Raw genomic sequence first — 24,293 nt, forward strand, 5'->3', positions numbered from 1 at the left:
TCAACTCCCTCGCCGACTACCTCACCAAGGTCGGAACCGACAACCAGAAAACAGAGGAAAACTAACCCTCAGGATTTCTGGCGCATCACACTAGTAGTGCTTGGTCAGGTCGGTTGTGGTGGTGCGTGTCTCCTGGCTTGGTGTGGCGTTAGGAGTGTGTGACTCCGGACGAGATCGGTTTGGTGCGCGGTGAGTTGGAGGCGTTCGCGGCGGAGGTGTTCGAGCCGTTCGCGCGTAAGGATCAGCGCTGGTGGGGGCAGGTCTACCTGCGGGGGCTGCTGACCGATGGGCGGCGCAAGTCCATCGAGCCGATGGCCGCCCGGCTCGGGGCTGACGGCAACCGTCAGGCTCTGGCCAACTTCATCACCACCAGCCCCTGGGATCCGGCTCATGTCCGGGCCCAGCTGGCCTGGCGGATGGAGACGGTGATCCGGCCGAAAGCCGTGGTCTTCGACGACACCGGCTTCCTGAAGGACGGGACCGCCTCGGCGTGCGTGTCGCGGCAGTACACCGGCACCGCCGGCAAGGTCACCAACTGCCAGGTGGGCGTCTCGCTCCACCTCGCCTCCGACCACGCCTCGACAGCGGTCAACTGGCGGCTGTTCCTGCCGGCGACCTGGGATGCGGCCTCACCGAAGGCCGACCCCTGCAAGGTCGCCCGTCGCAACTCCTGCGGCATTCCCGACGACATCGGGCACGTGGAGAAGTGGCAGCTGGCCCTGGACATGCTCGACGAGACCCGCTCCTGGGGGATCGACGTGCCGCTGGCCATCGCGGACGCCGGATACGGCGACGCCACGGCTTTCCGGCACGGACTGCAGGTGCGCGGCCTGAAGTACGTGGTGGGGATCTCCACCACCATGTCGGCGCAGCCCGCCGACGCGGTCCCGGTGCGCGAGCCGTACTCGGGCAACGGACGTCCGCCGGTGCCGAAGTACCCCGACCCTGCCCGGTCGGTGAAAGAGCTGGTCATCGAGGCCGGCCGGAAGGCCGCACGGCCGGTGCAGTGGCGGGAGGGCTCCAGGCCGGGCACCGGCCGCTCCGGCTTGAAACGGATGCACTCCCGCTTCGTGGCCTTGCGGATCCGGCCCGCCGGACGCGAGATCCGGCAGGCCACCCACGGCCCGGAACTCCCCGAGTGCTGGCTGCTGGCCGAATGGCCCGCAGGCGAGAGCGAGCCGGTCCAGTTCTGGCTCTCCGACCTGCCCGAGGACACCCCGCTGACCACCCTGGTCCGCCTCGCCAAGCTCCGCTGGAGGATCGAGCACGACTACCGGGAAATGAAGCAGGCCCTGGGCCTGGCCCACTTCGAGGGCCGGACCTGGGGCGGCTGGCACCACCACGTCACCCTCGTCTCCGTCGCACATGCCTTCTGCACCCTGCAGCGACTGGCCCGGGCCCCAAAAGACCCGGCGTCGGCCTGAGCCTCTACCAAGTCGTCCGCGAGCTGCAGACACTCCTCGCAACCTGGACCGGCGCCTGCCCCACCTGCAACCGCGACATACCCACCCACACACCGACCTGACCAAGCACTACTAGAGCGCGCAGCTGTCGCTTCCCACCTGCTGGTTGGCGGTGCGCCCCTTGGTGATGTCCTCCTGGATCTCATCCGCGGTCAGCGCGTACCCGGTCTCGGCGTCGTCGAGGGACTTGGCGAACACCACGCCGTAGACCTTGCCGTCGGGGGTGAGCAGCGGGCCGCCGGAGTTGCCCTGGCGGACGGTCGCGAACAGGGAGTAGACGTCGCGGCGGACCGTGCCGCGGTGGTAGATGTCCGGGCCGTTGGCCGAGATGCGGCCACGCACGCGTGCGGCCCGCACGTCGTACGCCCCGTTCTCCGGGAAGCCCGCGACGATCGCGCCGTCGCCGCTGCTCGCGTCCTTCTCGGTGAACCGCAGTGCGGGTGCCTTGAGATTCGGCACGTCGAGGACGGCGATGTCGCGCCGCCAGTCGTAGAGCACGACCTTGGCGTCGTACTTCCTGCCCTCGCCGCCTATCTGCACCGTCGGCTCGTCGACTCCGCCCACCACGTGCGCGTTGGTCATCACGCGACGGTCGGAGAAGACGAAGCCGGTGCCCTCCAGGACCTTGCCGCAACTCGGGGCCGTGCCCATGACCTTGACGATGGAACGCTGGGCGCGGCCGGCCACCGGGCTGTCGGCCAGCGCCGGGTCCGGGGGCCGGACGTCGGTGATCGGCTCGTTCGAGAACGGGCTGAAGACCTGCGGGAAGCCGTTCTGCGCGAGGACGGAGGAGAAGTCCGCGAACCAGGTGGCCGCTTGGTCCGGCAGGGCCTGCGAAACGCCCAGCAGCACCTTGGAGTTGCGGACCTCCTTGCCGAGCGTGGGCAGCGTCGTGCCCGCGAGGGCCGAGCCGATCAGCCAGGCGACCAGGAGCATCGCCATGACGTTGACCAGGGCGCCGCCGGTGGCGTCGAGTGCCCGGGCCGGGGACCAGGTGATGTGCCGGCGCAGCTTGTTGCCGAGGTGGGTGGTGAGGGCCTGACCGACGGAGGCGCAGACGATGACGACGACGACCGCGATGACGGCGGCGGTCGTGTTCACCTCCGCGTTGTCCGTCAGCGCGTCCCAGATGACGGGCAGCACGTAGACCGCGACGAGGCCGCCGCCCAGGAAGCCGATCACCGACAGGATGCCGACGACGAACCCCTGGCGGTACCCCACGACCGCGAACCACACAGCGGCGACCAGCAACAAGATGTCCAGCACGTTCACGGAGGCCACCCTGTCATGCGCGCCAGTCGAGGGGGACCTGCTTCTCGCGGTCCCAGGGCCGCTCCCAGCCCGCGAAGTGCAGCAGCCGGTCGATGATTCCGGCCGTGAAACCCCAGACAAGGGCGGATTCGACCAGAAATGCCGGACCTCGGTGGCCGCTGGGGTGGACGGTGGTGGCCCGGTTGGCGGGATCCGTGAGATCCACCACGGGGACGGTGAAGACCCTGGCGGTCTCGTTCGGATCGACGACCCCGACCGGGCTAGGCTCCCGCCACCAGCCCAGTACCGGAGTGACGACGAAGCCGCTGACCGGAATGTAGAGCCGGGGCAGGGCGCCGAAGAGCTGCACGCCGGAGGGATCGAGGCCGGTCTCCTCCTCCGCCTCGCGCAGGGCGGCACGCAGCGGGCCGTCACCGGACGGGTCGCCGTCCTCCGGGTCGAGGGCACCGCCCGGGAAGGAGGGCTGGCCGGCGTGCGAGCGCAGGGAGCTCGCGCGCTCCATGAGCAGCAGCTCCGGCCCGTGCGTGCCCTCACCGAACAGGACCAGCACGGCGGACTGCCGCCCGGCGCCGTCCTCCGGCGGAAGGAACCGGCTCAGCTGCCCCGGCCGGACGGTCTCCACGGCGTGCACCACCGGGTCCAGCCAGCCGGGCAGCCCGTCCTTGCTCAACGCCACCGGGCCGTCCTGTGTGTCGCTCGCGCGCGTCATCGCCACCCCCGTCGTCCTGCCGCATCCAACGCGCGACGGCCCCGAGATCGTTCCGCGAGCGGCCGGGATCCCCTGAACGGGCGGCGCGTCAGACCCTCAGGGGGGCGCACCGGGCCGCTCGGGCGGCGGATCGGATGTTTCGGGCGGCTCATCCGGCCCCCAGCGGCGGCGCCGGTGTGCCGCCCGCGCCCAGGTAGGCCTGCGGCGGCTTCAGACGCTGGCCCGGGAAGCCGCCCTTCTCGTACTTGAGGAGCTTCTTCGCCTTCTCCGGGTCGGTCTCGCCCTCGCCGTACGCCGGGCAGAGCGGGGCGATCGGGCAGGCACCGCAGGCAGGCTTGCGGGCGTGGCAGATGCGGCGGCCGTGCCAGATCACGTGGTGCGAGAGGTCCGTCCAGTCACTCTTGGGGAAGAGCGCGCCGATGGCGGCCTCGATCTTGTCCGGGTCGCTCTCACCGGTCCACCGCCAGCGGCGCACCAGGCGCTGGAAGTGCGTGTCCACGGTGATGCCGGGGCGGCCGAAGGCGTTGCCCAGCACGACGAACGCGGTCTTGCGGCCCACGCCGGGCAGCTTGACCAGGTCTTCCAGCCGGCCGGGAACCTCACCGCCGAAGTCCTCCACCAGTGCCTTGGACAGCCCTATCACCGACTTCGTCTTGGCCCGGAAGAAACCGCACGGGCGGAGGATCTCCTCCACCTCCTCGGGGTTGGCGGCGGACAGGTCCTCCGGGGTCGGGTACTTGGCGAAGAGGGAGGGTGTCGTCTGGTTGACGCGCAGGTCGGTCGTCTGGGCGGACAGGACCGTGGCGACGACCAGTTGGAACGGGTTCTCGAAGTCCAGCTCGGGGTGTGCGTACGGAAAGACCTCGGCGAGCTCGCGGTTGATGCGGCGGGCCCGGCGGACCAGGGCGGTACGCGACTCGTCACCCGGCGGGTGGACGACGGTCCTGGCGGGGGCGGTGCCCTTGATGCGGGCCGTGGCCTTCTTGGGTGCGACCGCGACCTTCTTGGCGGCGGGCGCCTTCTTCACGGCAGCGCCCTTCGTGGCCTTCTTCGCGGACGCGGCCTCCTTCCCGGAAGCGGCCTTCTTCGCTGGCGCGGCTTTCCTCGCGGACGCGGCCTTCTTCACCGGCTCCGCCTTGTTCTGTTTCGCCGTTTTCCTACCGCCATCGGGGCTCTGTTCGCCCACAGCGGAATCTCGACGTACAACCACCCGCGCAGCCCCCTCGGCCTGTGCTCTCACCGGCGATTTGGACACCCGGCCAGCCTAAGGCCCGGCACCGACATCCGCCCCGGCCCCCGGGGACCGGCGCCCAATTGGACCCCTGCCGCGTACCCCGGGACACGTGTGCGGCATCCTTGTGACAGATCACACTGTTTGGACCGCCCGACAAAATGGGCACCACGGTCCCTCGGTACACGGGGGAGCAAGACCCCCTGAGCAGGTCGACAAGGAGAGAACTCGTGGACGACGTTCTGCGGCGCAATCCGCTCTTCGCGGCGCTCGATGACGAGCAGGCCGCGGAGCTCCGCGCCTCCATGAGTGAGGTGACCCTCGCCCGCGGTGACTCGCTGTTCCATGAGGGCGACCCCGGAGACCGCCTGTACGTGGTCACAGAGGGCAAGGTGAAGCTCCACCGCACGTCCCCCGACGGCCGCGAGAACATGCTGGCCGTGGTCGGCCCCAGCGAGCTCATCGGCGAGCTGTCGCTGTTCGACCCGGGCCCGCGCACGGCGACCGCCACCGCACTGACCGAGGTCAAGCTGCTCGGCCTCGGCCACGGCGACCTCCAGCCCTGGCTGAACGCCCGCCCGGAGGTGGCCACGGCGCTCCTGCGCGCCGTCGCACGCCGGCTCCGCAAGACCAACGACGCGATGTCGGACCTCGTCTTCTCGGACGTCCCGGGCCGCGTCGCCCGCGCCCTGCTCGACCTGTCGCGCCGGTTCGGCGTGCAGTCCGAGGAGGGCATCCACGTCGTGCACGACCTCACGCAGGAAGAGCTGGCCCAGTTGGTCGGCGCGTCCCGCGAAACGGTCAACAAGGCCCTCGCGGACTTCGCCCAGCGCGGCTGGCTGCGCCTGGAGGCCCGCGCCGTGATCCTCCTGGACGTGGAACGCCTCGCCAAGCGCTCACGCTGACCGCACACCTGGCCGTACGTCATCGGGCCCCGTCTCCTCACGAGACGGGGCCCGACGTCGTCGAGGAAGCGCAAAGCGCGCCCTACGACAGCCCTGCCCTCGGCATGTGGCTTCCTCACCCGGGCGGGCTTCTCGGCCACTGGATCGCCGAAGAGTACGTGCACGGGGTCAAAGGGCCGCCTCCCTGAGGGCGCCGGCCGCGTCCCTGAGGGCCCTAGATGAGCCCGTGTCCCTCCAGATAGTCCATCTGCGCCCGCACCGAGAGTTCCGCCGCCGGCCACAGGGAGCGGTCCACGTCCGCGTAGACGTGGGCCACGACCGCGGACGGGGTGCGGTAGCCGTCCTCCACGGCCGTTTCCACCTGGGCGAGGCGAGTGGCGCGGTGGGCGAGGTAGTACTCGACGGCGCCCTGGGCGTCGTCGAGGACGGGGCCGTGGCCGGGCAGGACGGTGTGGACGCCGTCGTCGACCGTGAGGGAGCGCAGGCGGCGCAGGGAGTCCAGGTAGTCGCCGAGGCGTCCGTCGGGGTGGGCCACGACCGTCGTGCCGCGGCCGAGGACCGTGTCGCCGGTGAGGACCGCCCGGTCGGCCGGGAGGTGGAAGCAGAGGGAGTCTGAGGTGTGACCCGGGGTCGGTACGACGCGCAGTTCCAGTCCGCCGGTGGTGATGACGTCTCCGGAAGCCAGGCCCTCCTCGCCCAGCCGCAGTGCCGGGTCGAGGGCACGCACGGGCGTGCCGGTCAGTTCGGCGAACCGGGCGGCGCCCTCCGCGTGGTCGGGGTGGCCGTGGGTCAACAGGGTCAGGGCGACGCGCTTGCCGGCCTGCTCGGCCGTGGCGACGACCTGGCGCAGGTGTCCGTCGTCCAGCGGACCCGGGTCGACCACCACGGCCAGGTCCGAGCCGGGCTCGGAGACGATCCAGGTGTTCGTGCCGTCCAGGGTCATCGCCGACGCGTTGGGGGCCAGGACGTTCACGGCCCGCGCGGTGGCGGGCCCCGAGAGGACCCCACCGCGGGGCTGGCCGGGAAGGGCGCTTGCGTCCGTCATGCGGTTGCTCCACCGGTCGCGACGTGCTTGGTGAACTCGTCGTGGCCCGGCCAGGAGAGCACGATCTCCCCGTCCACCAGGCGGGCGGTGGCCAGGACGGGCGTGAGGTCACGCTCCGGGGCGGCGTCGAGCGCCCGGGCGGCCGTCCCGTACGCCGTCAGCTGACGCAGGGTCGCGATCGTCGGCGGCATCATCAGCAGCTCGCCCTTGTCGTACCCGGCCGCCGCCTCGTGCGGGGCGATCCACACCGTGCGGTCGGCCTCCGTGGAGGCGTTCCGGGTGCGCTGCCCCTCGGGAAGCGCGGCCACGAAGAACCAGGTGTCGTAGCGGCGGGCCTCGAACTCCGGGGTGATCCAGCGGGTCCAGGCGCCGAGCAGGTCGGAGCGCAGGACGAGGCCGCGGCGGTCCAGGAACTCCGCGAAGGACAGGTCCCGGGCGACCAGGGCGGCCCGGTCCGCCTCCCAGTCGGCGCCCGTGGTGTCACCGACGACCGAGTCGGCGCCCGGCCCGGCCAGCAGCACGCCCGCCTCCTCGTACGTCTCGCGTACGGCCGCGCAGACGATCGCCTGGGCCGCCGTCTCGTCGACGCCGAGACGGTCCGCCCACCACGCGCGCGTGGGGCCCGCCCAGCGGACGTGGTGGTCGTCGTCGCGCGGGTCGACACCGCCGCCCGGATACGCGTACGCGCCTCCGGCGAAGGCCATGGAGGCGCGTCTGCGCAGCATGTGGACGGCCGTGCCGCTGCCGGTGTCCTTCAGGAGCATGACGGTGGCCGCGCGCTTCGGGGTCACCGGGGTGAGGGTGCCGGCCGCGAGTGCGCGGATGCGGTCCGGCCACTCCGGGGGGTACCACTGACCGTTCGCCATGGGCGCGAGGCTATCCCGTGACGGGCGGATGTTCGAGTGGCCACCGGAGCCGGATCCCGCAGCTGAGGCCCCCGAAGAGGGTGCTACGCGAGCTCGACCTGGATCTCGACCTCGACCGGTGCGTCCAGCGGCAGCACCGCCACGCCCACCGCGCTGCGCGCGTGCACGCCCTTGTCGCCGAGGACCTCGCCGAGCAGCTCGCTCGCGCCGTTCAGCACCGCGGGCTGGCCCGTGAAGTCCGAGGCCGAGGCCACGAAGCCGACGACCTTCACCACGCGCGCGATGCGGTCCAGGTCACCGGCGACGGATTTCACGGCGGCCAGGGCGTTCAGCGCACACGTGCGTGCCAGCTCCTTGGCCTCCTCCGGGGTGACCTCGGCACCGACCTTGCCGGTGACCGGAAGCTTGCCGTCCACCATCGGGAGCTGCCCGGCGGTGTAGACGTACGGCCCGGACTGCACGGCCGGCTGGTAGGCGGCGAGCGGCGGGACCACGTCGGGCAGGCTCAGGCCGAGCTCGGCCAGCTTCGCCTCGACGGCCCCCACTACTGCTTCTCCCGCTTCAGGTAGGCGACGAGCTGCTCGGGGTTGTTCGGCCCGGGCACGACCTGGACGAGCTCCCAGCCGTCCTCGCCCCAGGTGTCCAGAATCTGCTTCGTGGCGTGGACGAGCAGCGGCACGGTTGAGTATTCCCACTTGGTCATGCGGCCGACTCTAGCCGCTGGCGGGCGGGGGCCACGCGGCCGACCACGGCACCGGTTATCCACAGCCTCCCGCGTAGCCCGGGCGCGAACTGGTTAGGCTCGAATACGTGAGCAGGCTCCAGGTCGTCAGCGGCAAGGGCGGTACCGGCAAGACCACGGTGGCCGCGGCCCTAGCGTTGGCCCTGGCCACGGAGGGGAAGCGGACGCTTCTCGTCGAGGTCGAGGGCCGTCAGGGCATCGCGCAGCTCTTCGAAACGGAAGCGCTGCCTTATGAGGAACGGAAAATCGCGGTAGCACCCGGGGGCGGGGAGGTGTACGCACTCGCCATCGACCCCGAACTGGCCCTTCTGGACTACCTCCAGATGTTCTACAAGCTGGGCGGCGCCGGACGGGCCCTGAAGAAGCTCGGCGCGATCGACTTCGCCACCACCATCGCGCCCGGCCTCAGGGACGTCCTCCTGACCGGCAAGGCGTGCGAGGCGGTGCGGCGCAAGGAGCGCAGCGGGCGGTTCACCTACGACTACGTCGTCATGGACGCCCCGCCGACCGGGCGGATCACGCGCTTTTTGAACGTGAACGACGAGGTCGCGGGACTCGCCAAGATCGGCCCGATACACAATCAGGCGCAGGCCGTGATGCGGGTGCTGAAGTCGTCCGAGACGGCCGTGCACCTGGTGACGCTGTTGGAGGAGATGCCCGTCCAGGAGACCGTGGACGGCATCGCCGAGCTGCGTTCGGCCCGGCTGCCGGTGGGGCGGATCATCGTGAACATGGTCCGGCCGGAGGTGTTGGACGAGACCGATCTGGAACTCGTACGGACGGTCCCGCGTTCCACTGTCGCGCGGTCCCTGTCGTCCGCGGGGCTCGGCGGGGCGCGGCGCGGCGGGCGCGCCGAGCGGCTGGTGGATCCGCTGCTCACGCAGGCCGACGAGTACGCCGAGCGGTACACGCTGGAGCACGAGCAGCGCGCGGTCCTGGCCGAACTGGGCCTGCCGTCGCACGAACTGCCGCTGTTCGCCGAGGGCATGGACCTGGCGGGGCTGTACGAGCTGGCCCGTGAACTGCGCGAGCAGGGCGTGTCATGAACCAGCACAGACAGGCAACGCCCGAACGGTCCGCGAGGCCCGCGCGGCCAGCAGGGTCTGCGAGGCCCGCACAGCCGGCGAGGCCCCTACGGTCCGCACGGCCGGCGAAGCCCGCACGGCAGACAAGGCCCGCCATGAGTCGGAAGCAGGGGATGTCATGAGTCGTCCGGACCCGGCCCACCACCGTCTGTCGCCGCCGCGTCTGCTCGACGTCGATCCGCTGCTGGAGGACCCGAAGACCAGGATCGTGGTCTGCTGCGGCTCGGGCGGGGTCGGCAAGACCACGACCGCGGCGGCCCTGGGCCTGCGCGCCGCCGAGCGGGGCCGCAAGGTGGTCGTCCTGACCATTGACCCGGCACGCCGGCTCGCCCAGTCGATGGGCATCGACTCGCTGGACAACACCCCCCGCCGGGTGAAGGGCATCGACGACTCCGCGGGCGGCGAGCTGCACGCGATGATGCTCGACATGAAGCGCACCTTCGACGAGATCGTCGAGGCGCACGCGGACCCCGAGCGGGCCGCCGCCATCCTGGGCAACCCCTTCTACCAGTCGCTCTCGGCGGGCTTCGCGGGCACGCAGGAGTACATGGCGATGGAGAAGCTCGGGCAGCTGCGCTCCCGGGACGAGTGGGACCTGATCATCGTCGACACCCCGCCGTCCCGCTCGGCGCTGGACTTCCTGGACGCGCCCAAGCGGCTCGGCTCGTTCCTGGACGGCCGGCTGATCCGGCTGCTGACGGCACCGGCGAAGCTGGGCGGCCGGGCCGGGATGAAGTTCCTGAACGTCGGGATGTCGATGATGACCGGGACCCTCGGGAAGCTGCTCGGCGGTCAGCTCCTCAAGGACGTCCAGACGTTCGTGTCCGCGATGGACACGACCTTCGGCGGCTTCCGCACCCGCGCGGACGCGACGTACAAGCTGCTCCAGGCGCCCGGCACGGCGTTCCTCGTGGTCGCGGCGCCGGAGCGGGACGCGCTGCGCGAGGCCGCGTACTTCGTGGAACGCCTGGCCGCGGAGGACATGCCGCTCGCCGGTCTGGTGCTCAACCGGGTGCACGGCAGCGGCGCCGACCGGCTGTCGGCCGAGCGGGCACTCGCCGCCGCGGAAAATCTTGAAGAGCCCCGCATTGTGGATCAGGAGGGCGGGAAAGCAGTACTTCGTAACTCCCCCGAAGCACAGGACAGTTCAGACTCTCCCACGCCCGGAACACCAGATGGGGCTCCGGTATCGGCTCCCGATGGTGGCTCCCCCACCGAGGACACCGAGGACACCGAGCGGTCCGTCGACCAGCTCACGGCAGGCCTGCTGAGGTTGCACGCCGATCGCATGCAGCTGCTCTCCCGTGAGCAGCGCACGCGTGACCGCTTCACCGCGCTGCACCCCGAGGTGGCCGTGACGGAAGTGGCCGCACTGCCCGGCGACGTGCACGACCTCACGGGACTGCGCACCATCGGCGACCGGCTCGCGGCCGACGAGCGCGAGCTGCCCGACCCCGCCGACCAGCCGGGACCACCCGTGGCGACTGCTGAGGGCAACCCGGCGAGCACGCGGGGCGCCTGAGCCACTGCCAGGAACGCGCAGGTGATGGCGAAGGGCCCGGACAGGGCCCTCAGACCAGGGCCCACCAGGGCCTGGGGAGCTCCCGGGAGGGACTCCTCAGCTCACCGCCGCGTAGTTCTCGTAGATCTCGTCGTCGTCGAGGGGCAGAACACCGCACCCCCGCTCGTACTCCGTGCGCGCCGTCTCCAGCAGCCGGCGCCAGGAGGTCACCGTGGGGCGCCTGCGCAGCAGTGCGCGGCGCTCCCGCTCCGTCATGCCTCCCCACACACCGAACTCGACGCGGTTGTCGAGCGCGTCGGCCAGGCACTCCGTGCGCACCGGGCAACCAGTGCACACCGCCTTGGCCCTGTTCTGCGCTGCTCCTTGAACGAACAGTTCATCCGGATCGGTAGTGCGGCAGGCCGCCTGCGCACTCCAGTCGACTACCCAGCCCATACCGGCGCCGTCCTCTCCCGAATCGAGGCTCCCCCACGGCGGCAGCGGCATATTCACCGCCGCCAGTTGAGGACGTTACGGAAGGTGGGCACAGCGCAACACCCCCTTCGGGCCCAATCTTGAATGGCCCGAACGGACTATGGGTAAGCGGCAGATCACCCGGGGGAGTGAGCTGGCGGCATACGTAACTTTCCCGGCAAAGCAGGACAGTTCACCTGCGTCACAACGGACGCCGTATGACACACAAGGCGGATTCGGACACGGCCCCACCAAAAAAGTTGGGGAACACCCAGAACGATTCGGGGTCGCCGGACGTATTGATACGTGACCTCACTGCTGTGACAGTTGAGAGCAGCTTAGGCCAAGGCCTATACGCCTGTCCGGCGAATGAGAACGTAGGCTGCCCTCATGCCAAACAAGCGCTCGGGCGGTGGTCTGTCTCCCACGCAGCAGGCCGCCAAGTTCCTCGGTGTCAGTGTCCTCGCGGGAGCCGTACTGGCCGGCATCGCGCTGCCGGCGGTGGGCGCGCTGGGACTTGCGGCCAAGGGATCGGTCGAGAGCTTCGACGACCTCCCGGCCACCATGAAGGCCCCGCCGCTCAGCCAGCGCACCACGATCCTCGACACCGACGGCGGCCAGATCGCCACGGTCTACTCGCGCGACCGTACGGTGGTCCCCCTCAAGGACATCTCGCCGTACATACAGAAGGCGATCGTCGCGATCGAGGACTCGCGCTTCTACCAGCACGGCGCGGTCGACCTGAAGGGCGTCCTGCGCGCCCTCAACAAGAACGCGCAGACCGGCGGAGTCTCCGAGGGCGCCTCCACCCTGACGCAGCAGTACGTGAAGAACGTCTTCGTCGAGGAGGCGGGCAACGACCCGACCAAGGTCGCGCAGGCCACCCAGCAGACCATCGGCCGCAAGATCCGCGAGCTCAAGTACGCGATCCAGGTCGAGGAGGAGCTGGGCAAGAAGAAGATCCTCGAGAACTACCTGAACATCACGTTCTTCGGCCAGCAGGCGTACGGCGTCGAGGCCGCGGCCCAGCGCTACTTCTCCAAGTCCGCCAAGGACCTCAGCCTGGAGCAGTCCGCCCTGCTCGCCGGCATCGTCCAGTCGCCCAGCCGGTACGACCCGGTCAACGACGAGACGGAGGCCACCAAGCGCCGCAACACCGTGCTGCAGCGCATGGCGGCCGTCGGCGACATCTCCAGGGCGCAGGCCGCCGACGCGATGAAGGCACCGCTCGGCCTGAAGGTCAGCAAGCCCAAGAACGGCTGCATCACGGCGGTCAAGGGCGCGGGCTTCTTCTGCGACTACGTGCGCGAGGTCTTCCTGACCGACCCGGTCTTCGGCAAGACCAGGGAGCAGCGCGCCAAGATCTGGAACCAGGGCGGCCTCACCATCCGCACGACCATGGACCCGCAGGCCCAGAACGCGGCGCAGCGGTCCATCAAGGAGCACGTCTACAAGAGCGACGAGGTGGCCACCGCCGCCTCCCTCGTCCAGCCCGGCACCGGCAAGATCCTCGCCATGGGCCAGTCGCGTCCGTACGGCTTCAAGAAGAACGAGACGCAGATCAACCTGTCCGTCGACCAGTCGATGGGCGGCGGCATGGGCTACCAGCCCGGTTCGACGTTCAAGCCGATCGTGGCCGCCGCGGCCCTGCAGGACGGCATGCCGGCGAACAAGGTGTACTCGTCGCCGTACCAGATGGCGTACCCGAGCCCGGTCTCGGCCTGTGACGGCAAGCGGTGGATGAACGACCCCAGCAGCCCGGCCAAGCTGGAGAACGAGAACTCCTCCGAGGTCGGCCCGTACGACATGCGGGAGGCGACCGCCAAGTCGGTCAACACCTACTACGTGCAGATGATCAGCGACATCGGCATCTGCCCGGTGACGACGATGGCGAAGAAGATGGGCGTCGTGCGGGCCGACGGCGACAAGATGCCCCAGGTGCCCTCCATCGCCCTCGGCACCCAGGAGATGTCCCCGCTGACCATGGCGAACGCGTACGCCACCTTCGCCTCGCGCGGCATGTACTGCACGCCGGTCGCCATCGAGTCGGTCAGCCGGCGGGTCGGGGACAAGACCTCGTCGCTCCCGGTTCCGAAGTCGACCTGCTCGCGCGCCATGTCGGAGAACACCGCGGACACGATCAACACGCTGCTGAAGGGCGTCGTCGAGGACGGCACGGGCAAGAAGGCCGGGCTCGGCAGCCGCCCCAGCGCCGGTAAGACCGGTACGACGGACGAGCGCTACGCGGCCTGGTTCGTGGGCTACACGCCGAACATGGCCGGTGCCGTGTGGGTCGGCGACCCCGCGCACAAGCGGAAGATGGTCAACATCACCATCGGTGGCCGGTCGCACAGCAAGGTCTTCGGTGGTGAGGTTCCCGGCCCGATCTGGGGCGACATGATGACCGGCGCGCTGGAGGGCAAGCCCGTCGAGGACTTCAACACCGTCCACATCCCCGACAGCAAGCCGCGGGACCGCGGTGACGGGGACGACGACGGTGGCGGCCGCGACGACGGCGGCAACGGCGACGACGACGGCTTCATCGGTGGCCTGGTCGGCGGCAACAACAACGGCGGAGGCGGCGGCGAGCCCGTCCCGACGCCCTCGTTCTCCATCCCGGAGGGCTTCATCCGGGGCCAGAGCAACGGCGGCGGCAATGGCAACGGCGGCCGGTTCGGCTGAGCCGCGGGCGTACCGGAACGCGCCCGACAGGGACGGGCCCCCTCATTGCCCGCGTGAGTGAGAGGGGGCGTGCCGGAACGCGGCCCAAAGGGACGGCCTGGAGTGCCCGAACGCGCCGAAGGGAACGGCCCTCTCTCACCCGCGCGGGTGAGAGAGGGCCGTTCCCGTCCGCCTGAAGGGCCAGCCGGCCGGCAGCGCCTCCGGGCGCCAGGTCAGCGGGGCTCTGGGGCGAGCGCCAGGTCAGCGAGGCTCTGGGGCAGTCACCGGGCCAGCGGGCCTCTGGGACGATCGCCAGGTCAGCCGGCCAGCAGCTTCTTCACCGCGGTGGCGACGCGGCCGCCCTCGGCCTGCCCGGCCACCTTCGGGTTCACGATCTTCATGACCGCGCCCATGGCCCGCGGCCCCTCGGCACCGGCCGCCTTCGCCTCCTCGACGGCCTGGGCGACGATCTCCTGGAGCTGCTCGTCCGACAGCTGCTGCGGCAGGTACGCGGCGAGAACCTCGCCCTCCGCCTTCTCCCGCTCGGCCTGCTCGGCACGGCCACCCTGCGCGAAGGCGTCGGCCGCCTCACGCCGCTTCTTCGCCTCCCGGGTGATCACCTTCTGCACCTCGTCGTCGGAGAGCACGCGCTTCTCCTTGCCCGCGACCTCCTCCTTGGTGATCGCGGCGAGCGTCAGCCGGAGCGTCGAGGAGCGCAGCTCGTCGCGCTCCTTGATCGCAACGTTGAGGTCATCCTGCAGCTTCGACTTGAGCGTGGTCATGGGGTCGATTGTCGCAGGTGCGGGAGGGAGAGCGCCCCTTCATTTAAGGGGCCGCATAGTGGGCCGTGCAGGGAGCTGCGGCCGAAGGGCCGGTGCGGTCAGGGGATTTCGGGCGCCGCCCGGGCACGGGCGACGGCCAGGGTCTGACACGATGGGTCGTATGCGCGCGCGATACGGAGTCCCCCTGGGAATCGCGGCGGCTGGCGCCGCCGGTCTGTTGTACGCGGCGGGCTTCGAGGCCCGCTCCTTCCGCCTGCGCCGGGTCACCGTCCCGGTCCTGCCCCCGGGAATGCGCCCCCTGCGTGTGCTGCAGGTCTCCGACATCCACATGGTCGGAGGCCAGCGCAAGAAGCAGCGCTGGCTGCGGTCGCTGGCGGGCCTGCGCCCCGACTTCGTGATCAACACGGGCGACAACCTGTCCGACCCGGAGGGCGTCCCCGAGGTCCTGGACGCCCTCGGCCCCCTGATGGAGTTCCCGGGCGCATACGTCTTCGGCTCCAACGACTACTACGGCCCCAAGCTGCGCAACCCCGCCCGCTACCTGTTCGAGAAGGCCCAGGGCCGCCACGGGCTCAACGGCAACGCGCCGGCCGAGGGTGTGGTGCACAACCCGTGGGAGGACCTGCGGGACGGCTTCGACGCGGCGGGCTGGCTCAACCTGACCAACTCGCGCGGCGAGCTCAAGCTCGAGGGCGTCTCGGTGGAGCTCACGGGGCTGGACGACCCGCACATCAAGCGGGACCGCTACGCGCAGGTGGCCGGCGGCCCGTCCGAGGCGGCGGACTTCTCCATGGGCGTCGTACACGCCCCGTACCTGCGCACCCTGGACGCCTTCACGGCCGACGCCTACCCCCTGATCCTGGCCGGCCACACCCACGGCGGCCAGCTGTGCATCCCCTTCTACGGCGCCCTGGTCACCAACTGCGACCTGGACACGGACCGGGTGAAAGGCCTGTCCAGGCACACGGCCGAGGGCAATACGTCGTACCTGCACGTGTCGGCGGGCTGCGGCACGAACCGCTACACACCGGTACGGTTCGCGTGCCCGCCGGAGGCCACGTTGCTGACGCTGGTGGGTCGCGAGGACCCGGGCAGGTAACACGAGGGGGTCGTAGGCGGCCGGGCGGGTAACCCGCACAGCCCCGCCCACATCGCCCCCTATGTCCGTTTCTGTCAGTGTGACGGCATGACCGCCCCGATACCCCGGGACATCCCGGACCTCCCAGCGATCCCGTCCCCGCCGACGCTGAAGCCCTCGCCCGTGCCCGCCACGGCCGTCGTCACCCCGGTCCGCCGCCCCGCGGCCGCGGCCCTCCGCCTGCTGGTCGCCCTCGCGGCGGCCGGGGGCGTGACACTCGAAGTGCTCCTCGGCGACCCGTCCCGGGTCCTGAGCCACTTCACGATCCAGAGCAACACGCTGCTGGCGCTGGTCATGGCCCTCTCGGCCCGCCGCGCGTGGACGGCGGGCCGGCCCCTGCCGGGTGCCGTGATGGGAGCGACGCTGCTCTACGTCGTCATCGCGGCCCTCGTGCACCACCTGCTCCTGGCGAACGAGGCGAGCCCCTTCTCCCTCACGGGCGAGGCCGCCGCCCCGACGGGTGTCCACGCCCTCTCCCACGCGGTGCTGCACACGGTGACCCCGATCGCCGCGGTACTGGACTGGCTCCTGCTCTCGTCCCCCGGCCGAATGCGCCTCCGCCAGGCCAGCACCTGGCTCCTCTACCCCATGACCTACCTGGCCTTCTGCCTCATCCGAGGCGAGCTGCTCCTCCCGGGCACACCCGACCGCTACCTCTACCCGTTCCTGGACGTCGGCCAGGACGGCTTCAAGCGCGTTCTCGGCAACGCCCTCCTCCTGGGCCTCGCCTTCTACGCCCTGGCCGTGCTCCTCGTGGCCCTCGACCACGCCCGCCCGAACCCCATCCGCCACCGAGGGAAAACCGGATTTCGTCTCTAGCCACCGGTGGGCTAAAGTAAACGTCGTCGCCGCGACAGCAGCGACATCGGGGTGTAGCGCAGCTTGGCAGCGCGCTTCGTTCGGGACGAAGAGGTCGTGGGTTCAAATCCCGCCACCCCGACAGTGAAGTACCAGGTCAGGGGCCTGATCCGCAGTGCGGGTCGGGCCCCTGAGTGGTTCCTGGAGATCGCTTGGGAGAAATCTGGGAGAAGATCTTGGTCGGGTTCTCCCAGGGGTGATTGGTGAGGCCGCCCGAAGTGCGGCGGCTGAGGGCACTCGGACCTGCGCGTTCGCGAATCCAGCCCGTAGTCGGCCGGGAACACCATGCCCGCCCACCTCAAGCGCCCTTAGGATCACGACACATGGCAAGCCATCACTCAGCGCGTCCCCACAACCACGCCCGAGCGCTCGCCCAGCGCGTGCGGGCCTTGCGGGAGGGCCGCGGGTGGTCGCGGGAGCGGCTCGCCAAGGAAGCCGGCATCGCCGTAGGAACGCTGGCCCGGCTGGAGAGCGAGGGAGCGATCCAGCCAGGTTTCTTCACCGTCGGAGCGGTCGCCGAGGCACTTGACATCTCCCTCGATGAGCTCTTCCGGGAGACCAAGGTCGCTCCCGGCCTCTGGTCCGCCGGGTATGAAGGCCGGGACATCGACTCGTTTGTCGCCTCGCTCCTCGACAGCCGTATCGATGTCGTGGCGGACGTACGGCTCACGCCGATCAGCCGTAAGAAGGGCTTCAGCAAGACCCGCCTCGGGGAGGCACTCGCCGAGGCCGGCATCGAGTACACACACCTGCGTGGCCTGGGCAATCCCAAGGACAATCGGGCGCCGTTCTGGGACGGCCGGCTCGACGTGGGCCGGGCCCGGTTCCGTGGGGTGCTGCGGTCCGAGGAGGCGCAGACCGATCTTGAGCGCCTCGCGGAGCATGCCCGACAGTCCCGGGTCGCGGTCCTGTGCTTCGAGAAGGACGAGAGCCGCTGCCACCGGCAGGTCGTTCTCGATACGGTCCGCAAACGGGCCGCGGTGCCCGTCATTCCCCTGGCCTGACTTCGTCCCTCGCTCCTGTACGCGCCCTTGCCGGTGGCGCATGCCTCTCCTCCAATCGGATCGGGAGATCAGTGGAGGGGGCAACCATGGGATCGGGGAATTGGCAGCGCGCACGGATCATGATCACGGTCAAGACGTATCCGGAGCTGTCCGCGAAGTACCACGAGACGAGCTGCGTGGCTGGCATACGGCTCGACCAGGGGCCGCCCCAGCATGTGCGGCTCTTCCCGGTTCCGTTCCGGCTGCTGACTGAAGAAAGCCAGTTCGCCAAGTACTCGATCGTCGAGGTCGACGTGCAGCGACACCATGGGGACCGCCGTCCCGAGAGCTTGCGCCCCAATCTGCAGACCCTCAAGGTCATCGAGCGCCTCGGGACAGCAGACGGCTGGCGCGAACGCTTCTCGCATGCTCGACCCCTCGTAGCGCCGTCCCTGTGTTCCATAAAACGGGACCAAGAGGTGCGGGGCACATCGCTCGGCATCTTCCGTCCAGCGGAGTTCACTGGCTTCCGCTTCGCTCCTGCCGAGCCCTGGCCCGCTTCGAAAGCTGCCCTGGCCGATCAGTTGGATCTACTCGCACAGGACCTTCGCCAACTGGAGTGGGTGCCACTTGAGTTCCGGTACAGATTCCGATGTGCGGATAAGGAGTGCGGCGGTCACGATATGGGGCTGAGGGACTGGGAGGCGGGCGAGTCCTACCGCAAGTTCCTTCGCCACTATGGGAAGGACGGCGTGGAGGAGAAGCTCCGTGAGCGCTGGTTCGACCGGATGGTCACTCCGGAGAAGGCCGTGCACTGCTTCGTCGGAAACGTCGCGGCCCGTCCCAAGACATTTCTGCTGTTGGGCCTGTTCTACCCGAGACGGGATGTCGTCGAGAGCTTCCAGGAGAGTCTGTTCGACCTGTGAGGGTGAGTACGCAGGGCGTGGCCCTCGGGCCAGCCGCATCGGGAACCCCAGCCGTCGTCCCTACAGCCGCTCCACCTTTGACGCTGGTCGTCGCCGTGGCGCCCTCATCGTGCCGCGCTCAGTTACAACGCTCCCGACGCCTCACTGCGGGCACTGCACCGACGACCTTGCACGGTCCTGCCCGGCATCACCGGCAGCGGTGGCATCATGCTGTCGGTGACGTGCAAGATACGCCTGTCCGCAGCTGGTGTTCACCTGTTCGACCGTGTCTCCGGGATGAACGTGCTGCTCGACGAGGTGCCTGTTCCCGCTGAGCAGTTCTCCCGTGCTCCGCGATACCTGTCCGTCGCGCTGACCAACGCCTGCGAACTCCACTGCGCCTACTGCTACGCGCCCAAGCACGCCGCAGCGCTCGACAGGGGGCGTGTAGTCGCGTGGGCGGTCGAACTCGATGCTGCCGGGTGCCTCGGTGTCGGCTTCGGAGGAGGGGAACCGACGGCGTACCGAAGGTTCGCCCAGCTGTGTTCGGACATAGCCCAGTCCACATCTATGGCGGTGACCTTCACGACCCATGGGCACCGGCTCACACCCGAACTCGTCGAATCCCTGCGCGGAGCCGTGCACTTCGTCCGCCTGTCAGTCGACGGAGTCGAAGCCACCTACGAGCGGCTCCGCGGCCGACCGTTCGCGGCCGTGGTCCAGGCGGCCGGGTTGCTCGGCTCCCTCGCCCCGTTCGGCATCAACGCCGTCATCAATGCCGACACGGTCGGCGAACTAGATGACCTCGCCGAGTTCGCCGACAAGGTCGGCGCGTCCGAACTCCTGCTTCTGCCGGAGCAGCCGACCGCGGCAACTCCCGGTATCAGCGACGCCGACGCTCAGCGCCTCGTCGAATGGGCTGCGACCGCCAGGAACGGGGTTCGGCTGGCGATCTCCCGTATCGGCCTCGAAGCTGCGCTGCCCACGGCGGAAGTCGTCCCAGGCGAGCGCCCCCTCGACGCGCACATGCACGTCGACGCGACCGGCGTCCTGCGCCCTCACGCCTACGCGCCCACGGGATTGTCAGTCGGAAGCTCCATCATGGAAGCCGTGCAGGCGTTGAGGGAGGCACGATGAGGATCTGGAACGGCTACGGCTCGGAGCACTCGATGGACCTAGTTCTGATCGGCCGATTCCAGACGGTCACCGGCGCGAAGGCCGTAGAGGAGCGCATGGAGGCTCTGCAGACCCTCGCCGAGGACGCGTGGTCCGACGACGACTGGCGGAGCCCCGACGAGCGCATGCCTCGTGAACTCGGCCAAGCACTGGCTGAGATGAAGCTGTACGACATGGGAAGGTACGACGTCGACGTCTTCGCGCTCGACCACACCGTCACCCGCACAGCGGACACAGTCCGGATCTGGACCGACGAGTCGGACGTCCAGGGCTTCCTGAAGGTGCTTCTCCACTACGGCGCGAAAGTCGAGATCTTCTCCCGCCACGAATGGGACGAGGACGCGATTACTCGGCCGGATGCGAGCAATCGGAGCGAAGGTGGATCTGACTGATCTGGCACACCTACCCGGGGCCGCCGACCAGAACTTCGAAGCGCTCACGCGGGCCATCGTGTCCCGCCGCTACGGCGCGCTGGGCACGATGCGGGAGCGTCGCAACCAGCCCGGCGTCGAGTTCTACCTGCGCGTCGACCATGCCGGTGCTCTGGGCAACCCCGGCCGGGTCTGGGGGTGGTCGTGCAAGTGGTTCATCCTCAACAGCAAGAATGAGCTCAGTGCAGGCCAGCGCCTGCAGATCGAGGACTCGCTCTCCAAGGCGATCAAGCACGTCGTAGGGCTGACTGACTTTGTGCTCTGTCTCCCAGAGCGGCCCGCCAAGGGTGACGAAGAATGGATCAACGGACTCGGTCAGCGGGGGGTCAGCGTCAAACTCTGGTCCACCGAGAACTACGACGCCCAGCTCGCGGGACACGACGAGATCCGCTCCACCTTCTTCGGTGAACTCGCCCTCACTGCAGATGTGCTGGCACAAGCCCACAAGCGATCTGTTGCACCCATCGAGGCACGGTGGACGCCACGGCTGCACACCTCCCACCACGTGGAGCATCGCATCGACCGAGCCTTGCTGCGCCCGGCGTCGTTCGAGTGGTTGCAGCAGCGCACCGACGACATTGCAGCCCGGATCCAGGCACTGCGCGCAGCCATCGACGGTCTCGACAACACCTACCACCAAGACGCCTTAGAGACTGCCGACGACCTGGACCGGTTCGTCGACGACCTCCGGGAGGTCCTTGACGCCGGGAGGCGTCTCCGGCCCTGGGAAGTCCGTGAGCGCATCGCTGACCAGCGGCCGCCCGCAACCTCTCCCCGAACACTGCGACGCCTGGTGCTCAGACTGAGGAAGCGTGGCCTGCCCGAGGCGCTGCTGGTCACCGGTCTCGGTGCGGAGATCCGCGACATCGTCCAGTGGCTGCACGACACACAGGCGGACACCGAAGCCCCCCTGCTCGCCGTCATCGCTGCCGCGGGACAGGGCAAGACGCACCTCGCCGCGCAGCTGACCTCACCAAACGACCAGCCCACGGCAGGAGTCTTCATCCAGGGAGGGAACCTGCCGGCCCGCGGGACGCTCGACGACCTCGCGCGACGGATCCCCGGACTGAAGGTCGACTACTTCGAGGACCTCCTGGAAGCGCTCAACTCAGCTGGTAGCCGCGCCGGCTGCCGGATTCCGTTGATCATCGACGGCCTGAACGAGGCCGAGCGGCCCTCGCAGTGGGTGACATTGCTCGCCGAATTGGCACCGGCCCTGGGCGCCTATCCTCACGTGGCGGTGATCGTCACCCTCCGCGAGTCGCTCGCCGACCAGGTCCTCCCGCAGGACACGGTGCTCCTGGAACTGGAGTGGCAGCGCGCGGAAATCGACGACATCCTCCGCGTCTACTTCCGCCACTACCTGATCAACCCGGCCGATGCCTGGCTACCGATGGGAGAGTTCCACAACCCGCTGTTCGTCCGCATGTACTGCGAGGCCGCGAACCACGCCCGCCGAGTGCCGGTGGGAGTAGAGGCACTGCCTCAGTCCCTCATCGGCGTCTTCGAGCTATACCGCAAGGGCGTGGTCGAGCGGCTGGCCCAGGATCCGGCCCGCATCCCGGTGCCGGCCGACCAGATCCAGCGCCGCCTCACGGCTCTGGCGAGACACCTGTGGACGCACAGCGTCCGTCGGCTTTCGTTCGATGAAGCGCGAAGAATCCTCGACGCTGACCAAACGAACTGGGACGAAAGCCTGTTCCGGCGCCTCGTAGACGAGGGAGTGATCTTCCGCGAAGAGATCAGAGGTTCCGACGACACTGAGTGCGGCTTCGTTTTTGATCGCCTCGCTGGATACTTGATCGCCGACGCGATTCTGGTGCGCATTCCCCCCGCGGACGTCAACGAGCAGCTCGCGGAGGCGGCTCTCTGGCAGTCCCTCCTGGGCGACCAAGCGCACCCCCTCGGCGAGGACATACTCATCGGTCTCATCTCACTGCTGCCACGCCGCTTCACCCGGCACCACCTGTGGCGCGTCGCCCCGGATGAGCACCGTTCGTTGGTTCTCGCCCAGGAACTCACCACCGAGTCGGAATTCCTCGACGACGAGACCGTCGACGCGCTCGCAACCGCGCTCGTTACCGCGCATTCCAGCAAGAGGAAGGGACGACCAGCGTTCGGCCGTCTGTGGGAGATCCGCAGGTCCGCCCCGCACCGCCTAAATGCCGTATTCCTCGACCGCGTCCTGCGCGAGCTGCCCCTTCCCGAACGTGACCTGCGCTGGACCGAATGGGCTCGAGGCCAGGCTCCAGGCCGGCTGACGGCAGACCTGGAACGAGCGATCGACAGGTGGTCCGGCAACAGCAATCGCGCTGAGAGCGACGACCTGGACGCGCTGGCCATCGCCTGGCTGCTGACTTCCACGGACACGAGCATGCGGGACCTGGCGACGAAAGCCCTGCAGCGCTACGGCCGGCCCGAACCCAAGCGGCTGTTCGACCTCGCCGCCCGAATGCTCGACATCGATGACCCCTACGTCATCGAACGGGTCGTCGCCGCAGCGTTCGGCGCCGTCAGCGCCCACCAGATGCCCGATCCCGGCGGACCGCTCGAAGGCGCGCTGCGGGACTGGCTGGTGCAACTACGCGACCGCTTCCTCGACGGCGGGACCACACCCACCTCACACGAGCAACTGCGCGGCCACGTACGGGCCACCTATGAATTCGCCGGCTCCCTCCACCCTGCCGCCGTCCCGGAGGGTGTCGACGCCTTCGCGCCAAGGTTCGCTGCCGTGGCGCCCGCCGAGGTGATGGAGGACGACGACCTCAACGCCGAGGAGTGCGCCCGCACCTTCGGCATGGACTTCGAGAACTACATCATCGGGGCCGCCATCAACGGCAGGGACAACTACGACTTCGCCCACCCCGACTACCGCAGGGCCCGCGCCGAGGTCATGGCCCGTGTCTGGGAACTGGGCTGGCGCGAGAAGGAATTCGGCGGCGTTGACCAGACCATTGCCGCGTACGCCGAGCGGCCTTACAGCTCCAAAAGGAGGGTGGAGCGCTACGGCAAGAAGTACGGCTGGATCGCCTACCACGAAATGGTTGGCCGCCTCGTGGATGTCGGCCGCGCACCGGCCCCCCTCGGGAACGCAGAACGCTTGATGCCCGACATCGACCCGACCTTCCCCGACAGGCCCCCGGTGGCGCCCATGCCCCTTCCACTGTGGACGCCCGTGGAACCGACCGACGACCAGACCTGGCTCACCTCGGGGGCGGTGGTCGTTCCGGACCATCTGTGGTCACCCGAGGAGATCCACGGTGTGAAGGGCGGCTGGCTTCTGGTCGAGGGGTATCTGAACCACCGCCACGACGGGCGGACTGTGTTCGGGTTCTTCCGCACCCTCCTGCTGGAGCCGGAGGACGCGGAACCCGCCCGACAGCTCGCCAGCGAGCGCCAGTATCTGGGAAACCACTTCCTCCCTCCGCTGCCGATGGTCCGCGACGTGCTGGCCGCTGAGATGCCGTGGAGCCCCCGGTTCGAGCTGACCCTCGACGACGACGCATCAGGCGCCTTCCCGCACCGCGCGCTGCGTCGCGACTGGCAGGACGACGGCATCGGGCTCGACCAGGTCGCCGTGGAGTTCGCCCACGACAGCACTTCGGAGATCGGTCTCGGCGGGAGCTACGACGTGCCGTCGTTCGAGTTCGCTGCCAAGTTCGGTCTGCGGCAACTGCCCGGCACGGTCGACCTCGTGGGCCTGGATGGCCAGCGCGCCTCCGCAGTCTTCCGCGCGAACAAGCCCTGGCGCGGCCACCTTCTCTTCCTGCGCCGCGATCTTGTCGAGGACTTCGCCGGTGATCGCCGGATCATGCAGGTGGCCTGGGGCGAGCGCGAGGTGGCCGCCGACTGGCGCTCTGTTCCTTCCTGGATTCGCGAAGTGCACCGCAGCTACGCGCATGTGTGGCGCCACATCCGAATGCTCGGGGGAGATCAGCTCGGTGCAGAGAACTAACAGGTCTTACGCCACGGGCGCGGTGCTGGCTGGGCGACAGCTGCCGCCGTTGCACCAGTCGGTGCCCCCGCCCGCGTGCGTCCCCGCCCCTCGCACTCTTCGTCATAGGAT

General features: G+C 69.3%; 21 protein-coding genes and 1 tRNA gene. 13 read left to right on the top strand and 9 right to left on the bottom strand.

Annotated features, from left to right (window positions below):
• The first annotated feature begins 158 nt into the window (after positions 1 to 158).
• Positions 159 to 1,424, top strand: a complete 1,266-nt coding sequence (locus ACFY9S_RS04735) for an IS701 family transposase (protein ID WP_391122980.1) — start codon at positions 159 to 161, stop codon at positions 1,422 to 1,424.
• Between the two features lie 111 nt (positions 1,425 to 1,535).
• Here the strand turns inward: ACFY9S_RS04735 and ACFY9S_RS04740 are convergent, their stop codons facing one another.
• The 3 genes from ACFY9S_RS04740 to nth all read right to left on the bottom strand — a co-directional run bounded on the left by ACFY9S_RS04740 (position 1,536) and on the right by nth (position 4,570).
• Entirely contained in the window at positions 1,536 to 2,735 is a 1,200-nt protein-coding gene (locus tag ACFY9S_RS04740) for a MarP family serine protease (protein ID WP_391122983.1), read from the bottom strand.
• A 13-nt stretch (positions 2,736 to 2,748) separates the two neighbouring features.
• Positions 2,749 to 3,444 carry an NUDIX domain-containing protein gene (locus ACFY9S_RS04745; RefSeq protein WP_391122986.1) on the bottom strand — a complete coding sequence of 232 codons (696 nt, stop codon included), beginning with the start codon at positions 3,442 to 3,444 and terminating at the stop codon, positions 2,749 to 2,751.
• Positions 3,445 to 3,592: 148 nt separating this feature from the next.
• Positions 3,593 to 4,570 carry an endonuclease III gene (gene nth / locus ACFY9S_RS04750; protein ID WP_391122989.1) on the bottom strand — a complete coding sequence of 326 codons (978 nt, stop codon included), beginning with the start codon at positions 4,568 to 4,570 and terminating at the stop codon, positions 3,593 to 3,595.
• 335 nt (positions 4,571 to 4,905) lie between these two features.
• Here nth and ACFY9S_RS04755 point away from each other — a divergent pair, with 335 nt between their 5' ends.
• A complete protein-coding gene (locus ACFY9S_RS04755) occupies positions 4,906 to 5,580 on the top strand; it encodes a Crp/Fnr family transcriptional regulator (protein WP_020129286.1) in 675 nt (224 codons plus the stop codon).
• A gap of 214 nt (positions 5,581 to 5,794) precedes the next feature.
• Here ACFY9S_RS04755 and ACFY9S_RS04760 read toward each other — a convergent pair whose 3' ends face one another.
• The 4 genes from ACFY9S_RS04760 to ACFY9S_RS04775 all read right to left on the bottom strand — a co-directional run bounded on the left by ACFY9S_RS04760 (position 5,795) and on the right by ACFY9S_RS04775 (position 8,194).
• Positions 5,795 to 6,625, bottom strand: coding sequence for an MBL fold metallo-hydrolase (locus tag ACFY9S_RS04760; RefSeq protein WP_391122992.1), 831 nt, complete (start codon positions 6,623 to 6,625; stop codon positions 5,795 to 5,797).
• Positions 6,622 to 7,491 carry an NUDIX hydrolase gene (locus ACFY9S_RS04765; RefSeq protein ID WP_391122994.1) on the bottom strand — a complete coding sequence of 290 codons (870 nt, stop codon included), beginning with the start codon at positions 7,489 to 7,491 and terminating at the stop codon, positions 6,622 to 6,624. The genes ACFY9S_RS04760 and ACFY9S_RS04765 overlap by 4 nt, the downstream gene beginning before the upstream one ends.
• 83 nt (positions 7,492 to 7,574) lie before the next feature.
• Entirely contained in the window at positions 7,575 to 8,036 is a 462-nt protein-coding gene (locus ACFY9S_RS04770) for a RidA family protein (protein WP_031115991.1), read from the bottom strand.
• Positions 8,036 to 8,194 carry a DUF4177 domain-containing protein gene (locus ACFY9S_RS04775; RefSeq protein WP_097218487.1) on the bottom strand — a complete coding sequence of 53 codons (159 nt, stop codon included), beginning with the start codon at positions 8,192 to 8,194 and terminating at the stop codon, positions 8,036 to 8,038. The genes ACFY9S_RS04770 and ACFY9S_RS04775 overlap by 1 nt, the downstream gene beginning before the upstream one ends.
• Before the next feature lie 107 nt (positions 8,195 to 8,301).
• On the opposite strand from ACFY9S_RS04775, the gene ACFY9S_RS04780 reads away from it, so the two are divergent.
• Both ACFY9S_RS04780 and ACFY9S_RS04785 read left to right on the top strand, forming a co-directional pair.
• Positions 8,302 to 9,279, top strand: a complete 978-nt coding sequence (locus ACFY9S_RS04780) for an ArsA-related P-loop ATPase (RefSeq protein WP_391122999.1) — start codon at positions 8,302 to 8,304, stop codon at positions 9,277 to 9,279.
• Between the two features lie 157 nt (positions 9,280 to 9,436).
• Complete coding sequence (locus ACFY9S_RS04785; RefSeq protein ID WP_391123002.1) at positions 9,437 to 10,840, top strand: ArsA-related P-loop ATPase; 1,404 nt, start codon at positions 9,437 to 9,439, stop codon at positions 10,838 to 10,840.
• Positions 10,841 to 10,936: 96 nt separating this feature from the next.
• Here the strand turns inward: ACFY9S_RS04785 and wblA are convergent, their stop codons facing one another.
• Entirely contained in the window at positions 10,937 to 11,275 is a 339-nt protein-coding gene (gene wblA / locus ACFY9S_RS04790) for a transcriptional regulator WblA (protein WP_030846174.1), read from the bottom strand.
• A 408-nt stretch (positions 11,276 to 11,683) separates the two neighbouring features.
• On the opposite strand from wblA, the gene ACFY9S_RS04795 reads away from it, so the two are divergent.
• Positions 11,684 to 13,975 carry a transglycosylase domain-containing protein gene (locus ACFY9S_RS04795; protein ID WP_391123005.1) on the top strand — a complete coding sequence of 764 codons (2,292 nt, stop codon included), beginning with the start codon at positions 11,684 to 11,686 and terminating at the stop codon, positions 13,973 to 13,975.
• Positions 13,976 to 14,271: 296 nt separating this feature from the next.
• Here the strand turns inward: ACFY9S_RS04795 and ACFY9S_RS04800 are convergent, their stop codons facing one another.
• Positions 14,272 to 14,736, bottom strand: a complete 465-nt coding sequence (locus tag ACFY9S_RS04800; protein ID WP_102908034.1) for a GatB/YqeY domain-containing protein — start codon at positions 14,734 to 14,736, stop codon at positions 14,272 to 14,274.
• 160 nt (positions 14,737 to 14,896) lie between these two features.
• Between ACFY9S_RS04800 and ACFY9S_RS04805 the strand changes: the two genes are divergently transcribed.
• The 8 genes from ACFY9S_RS04805 to ACFY9S_RS04840 all read left to right on the top strand — a co-directional run bounded on the left by ACFY9S_RS04805 (position 14,897) and on the right by ACFY9S_RS04840 (position 24,182).
• Positions 14,897 to 15,835, top strand: coding sequence for a metallophosphoesterase (locus ACFY9S_RS04805; RefSeq protein ID WP_391123008.1), 939 nt, complete (start codon positions 14,897 to 14,899; stop codon positions 15,833 to 15,835).
• Positions 15,836 to 15,922: 87 nt separating this feature from the next.
• A complete protein-coding gene (locus tag ACFY9S_RS04810) occupies positions 15,923 to 16,693 on the top strand; it encodes a Pr6Pr family membrane protein (protein ID WP_391123011.1) in 771 nt (256 codons plus the stop codon).
• Between the two features lie 47 nt (positions 16,694 to 16,740).
• A tRNA-Pro gene (locus ACFY9S_RS04815) sits at positions 16,741 to 16,814 on the top strand.
• A gap of 241 nt (positions 16,815 to 17,055) precedes the next feature.
• Positions 17,056 to 17,736, top strand: coding sequence for a DUF488 family protein (locus ACFY9S_RS04820; protein ID WP_391123014.1), 681 nt, complete (start codon positions 17,056 to 17,058; stop codon positions 17,734 to 17,736).
• A 119-nt stretch (positions 17,737 to 17,855) separates the two neighbouring features.
• Positions 17,856 to 18,641 carry a hypothetical protein gene (locus tag ACFY9S_RS04825; RefSeq protein WP_391123017.1) on the top strand — a complete coding sequence of 262 codons (786 nt, stop codon included), beginning with the start codon at positions 17,856 to 17,858 and terminating at the stop codon, positions 18,639 to 18,641.
• 282 nt (positions 18,642 to 18,923) lie between these two features.
• On the top strand, positions 18,924 to 19,757 hold the full coding sequence (locus ACFY9S_RS04830; RefSeq protein ID WP_391123019.1) for a radical SAM protein: 834 nt from the start codon (positions 18,924 to 18,926) through the stop codon (positions 19,755 to 19,757).
• Complete coding sequence (locus tag ACFY9S_RS04835; RefSeq protein ID WP_391123022.1) at positions 19,754 to 20,188, top strand: DUF6375 family protein; 435 nt, start codon at positions 19,754 to 19,756, stop codon at positions 20,186 to 20,188. The genes ACFY9S_RS04830 and ACFY9S_RS04835 overlap by 4 nt, the downstream gene beginning before the upstream one ends.
• The gene (locus ACFY9S_RS04840; protein ID WP_391123025.1) at positions 20,175 to 24,182 is read left to right on the top strand and encodes an NACHT domain-containing protein; all 4,008 of its coding nucleotides are present in this window, start codon (positions 20,175 to 20,177) and stop codon (positions 24,180 to 24,182) included. Before ACFY9S_RS04835 ends, ACFY9S_RS04840 begins: the two co-directional genes overlap by 14 nt.
• Positions 24,183 to 24,293 lie beyond the last annotated feature (111 nt).

The sequence above is a fragment of the Streptomyces sp. NPDC012474 genome (assembly GCF_042955185.1).
Classification (GTDB): Bacteria; Actinomycetota; Actinomycetes; order Streptomycetales; family Streptomycetaceae; genus Streptomyces; species Streptomyces cahuitamycinicus.

Excerpts from the sequence above, each read along its gene's own strand:
- ACFY9S_RS04800 (WP_102908034.1), bottom strand. The coding sequence starts at position 14,736 with ATGACCACGCTCAAGTCGAAGCTGCAGGATGACCTCAACGTTGCGATC.
- ACFY9S_RS04785 (WP_391123002.1), top strand. The coding sequence starts at position 9,437 with ATGAGTCGTCCGGACCCGGCCCACCACCGTCTGTCGCCGCCGCGTCTG.
- ACFY9S_RS04820 (WP_391123014.1), top strand. The coding sequence starts at position 17,056 with ATGGCAAGCCATCACTCAGCGCGTCCCCACAACCACGCCCGAGCGCTC.
- ACFY9S_RS04795 (WP_391123005.1), top strand. The coding sequence starts at position 11,684 with ATGCCAAACAAGCGCTCGGGCGGTGGTCTGTCTCCCACGCAGCAGGCC.
- ACFY9S_RS04765 (WP_391122994.1), bottom strand. The coding sequence starts at position 7,491 with ATGGCGAACGGTCAGTGGTACCCCCCGGAGTGGCCGGACCGCATCCGC.
- ACFY9S_RS04810 (WP_391123011.1), top strand. The coding sequence starts at position 15,923 with ATGACCGCCCCGATACCCCGGGACATCCCGGACCTCCCAGCGATCCCG.
- ACFY9S_RS04825 (WP_391123017.1), top strand. The coding sequence starts at position 17,856 with ATGATCACGGTCAAGACGTATCCGGAGCTGTCCGCGAAGTACCACGAG.
- ACFY9S_RS04775 (WP_097218487.1), bottom strand. The coding sequence starts at position 8,194 with ATGACCAAGTGGGAATACTCAACCGTGCCGCTGCTCGTCCACGCCACG.
- ACFY9S_RS04760 (WP_391122992.1), bottom strand. The coding sequence starts at position 6,625 with ATGACGGACGCAAGCGCCCTTCCCGGCCAGCCCCGCGGTGGGGTCCTC.
- ACFY9S_RS04745 (WP_391122986.1), bottom strand. The coding sequence starts at position 3,444 with ATGACGCGCGCGAGCGACACACAGGACGGCCCGGTGGCGTTGAGCAAG.
- ACFY9S_RS04835 (WP_391123022.1), top strand. The coding sequence starts at position 19,754 with ATGAGGATCTGGAACGGCTACGGCTCGGAGCACTCGATGGACCTAGTT.
- ACFY9S_RS04805 (WP_391123008.1), top strand. The coding sequence starts at position 14,897 with ATGCGCGCGCGATACGGAGTCCCCCTGGGAATCGCGGCGGCTGGCGCC.
- wblA (WP_030846174.1), bottom strand. The coding sequence starts at position 11,275 with ATGGGCTGGGTAGTCGACTGGAGTGCGCAGGCGGCCTGCCGCACTACC.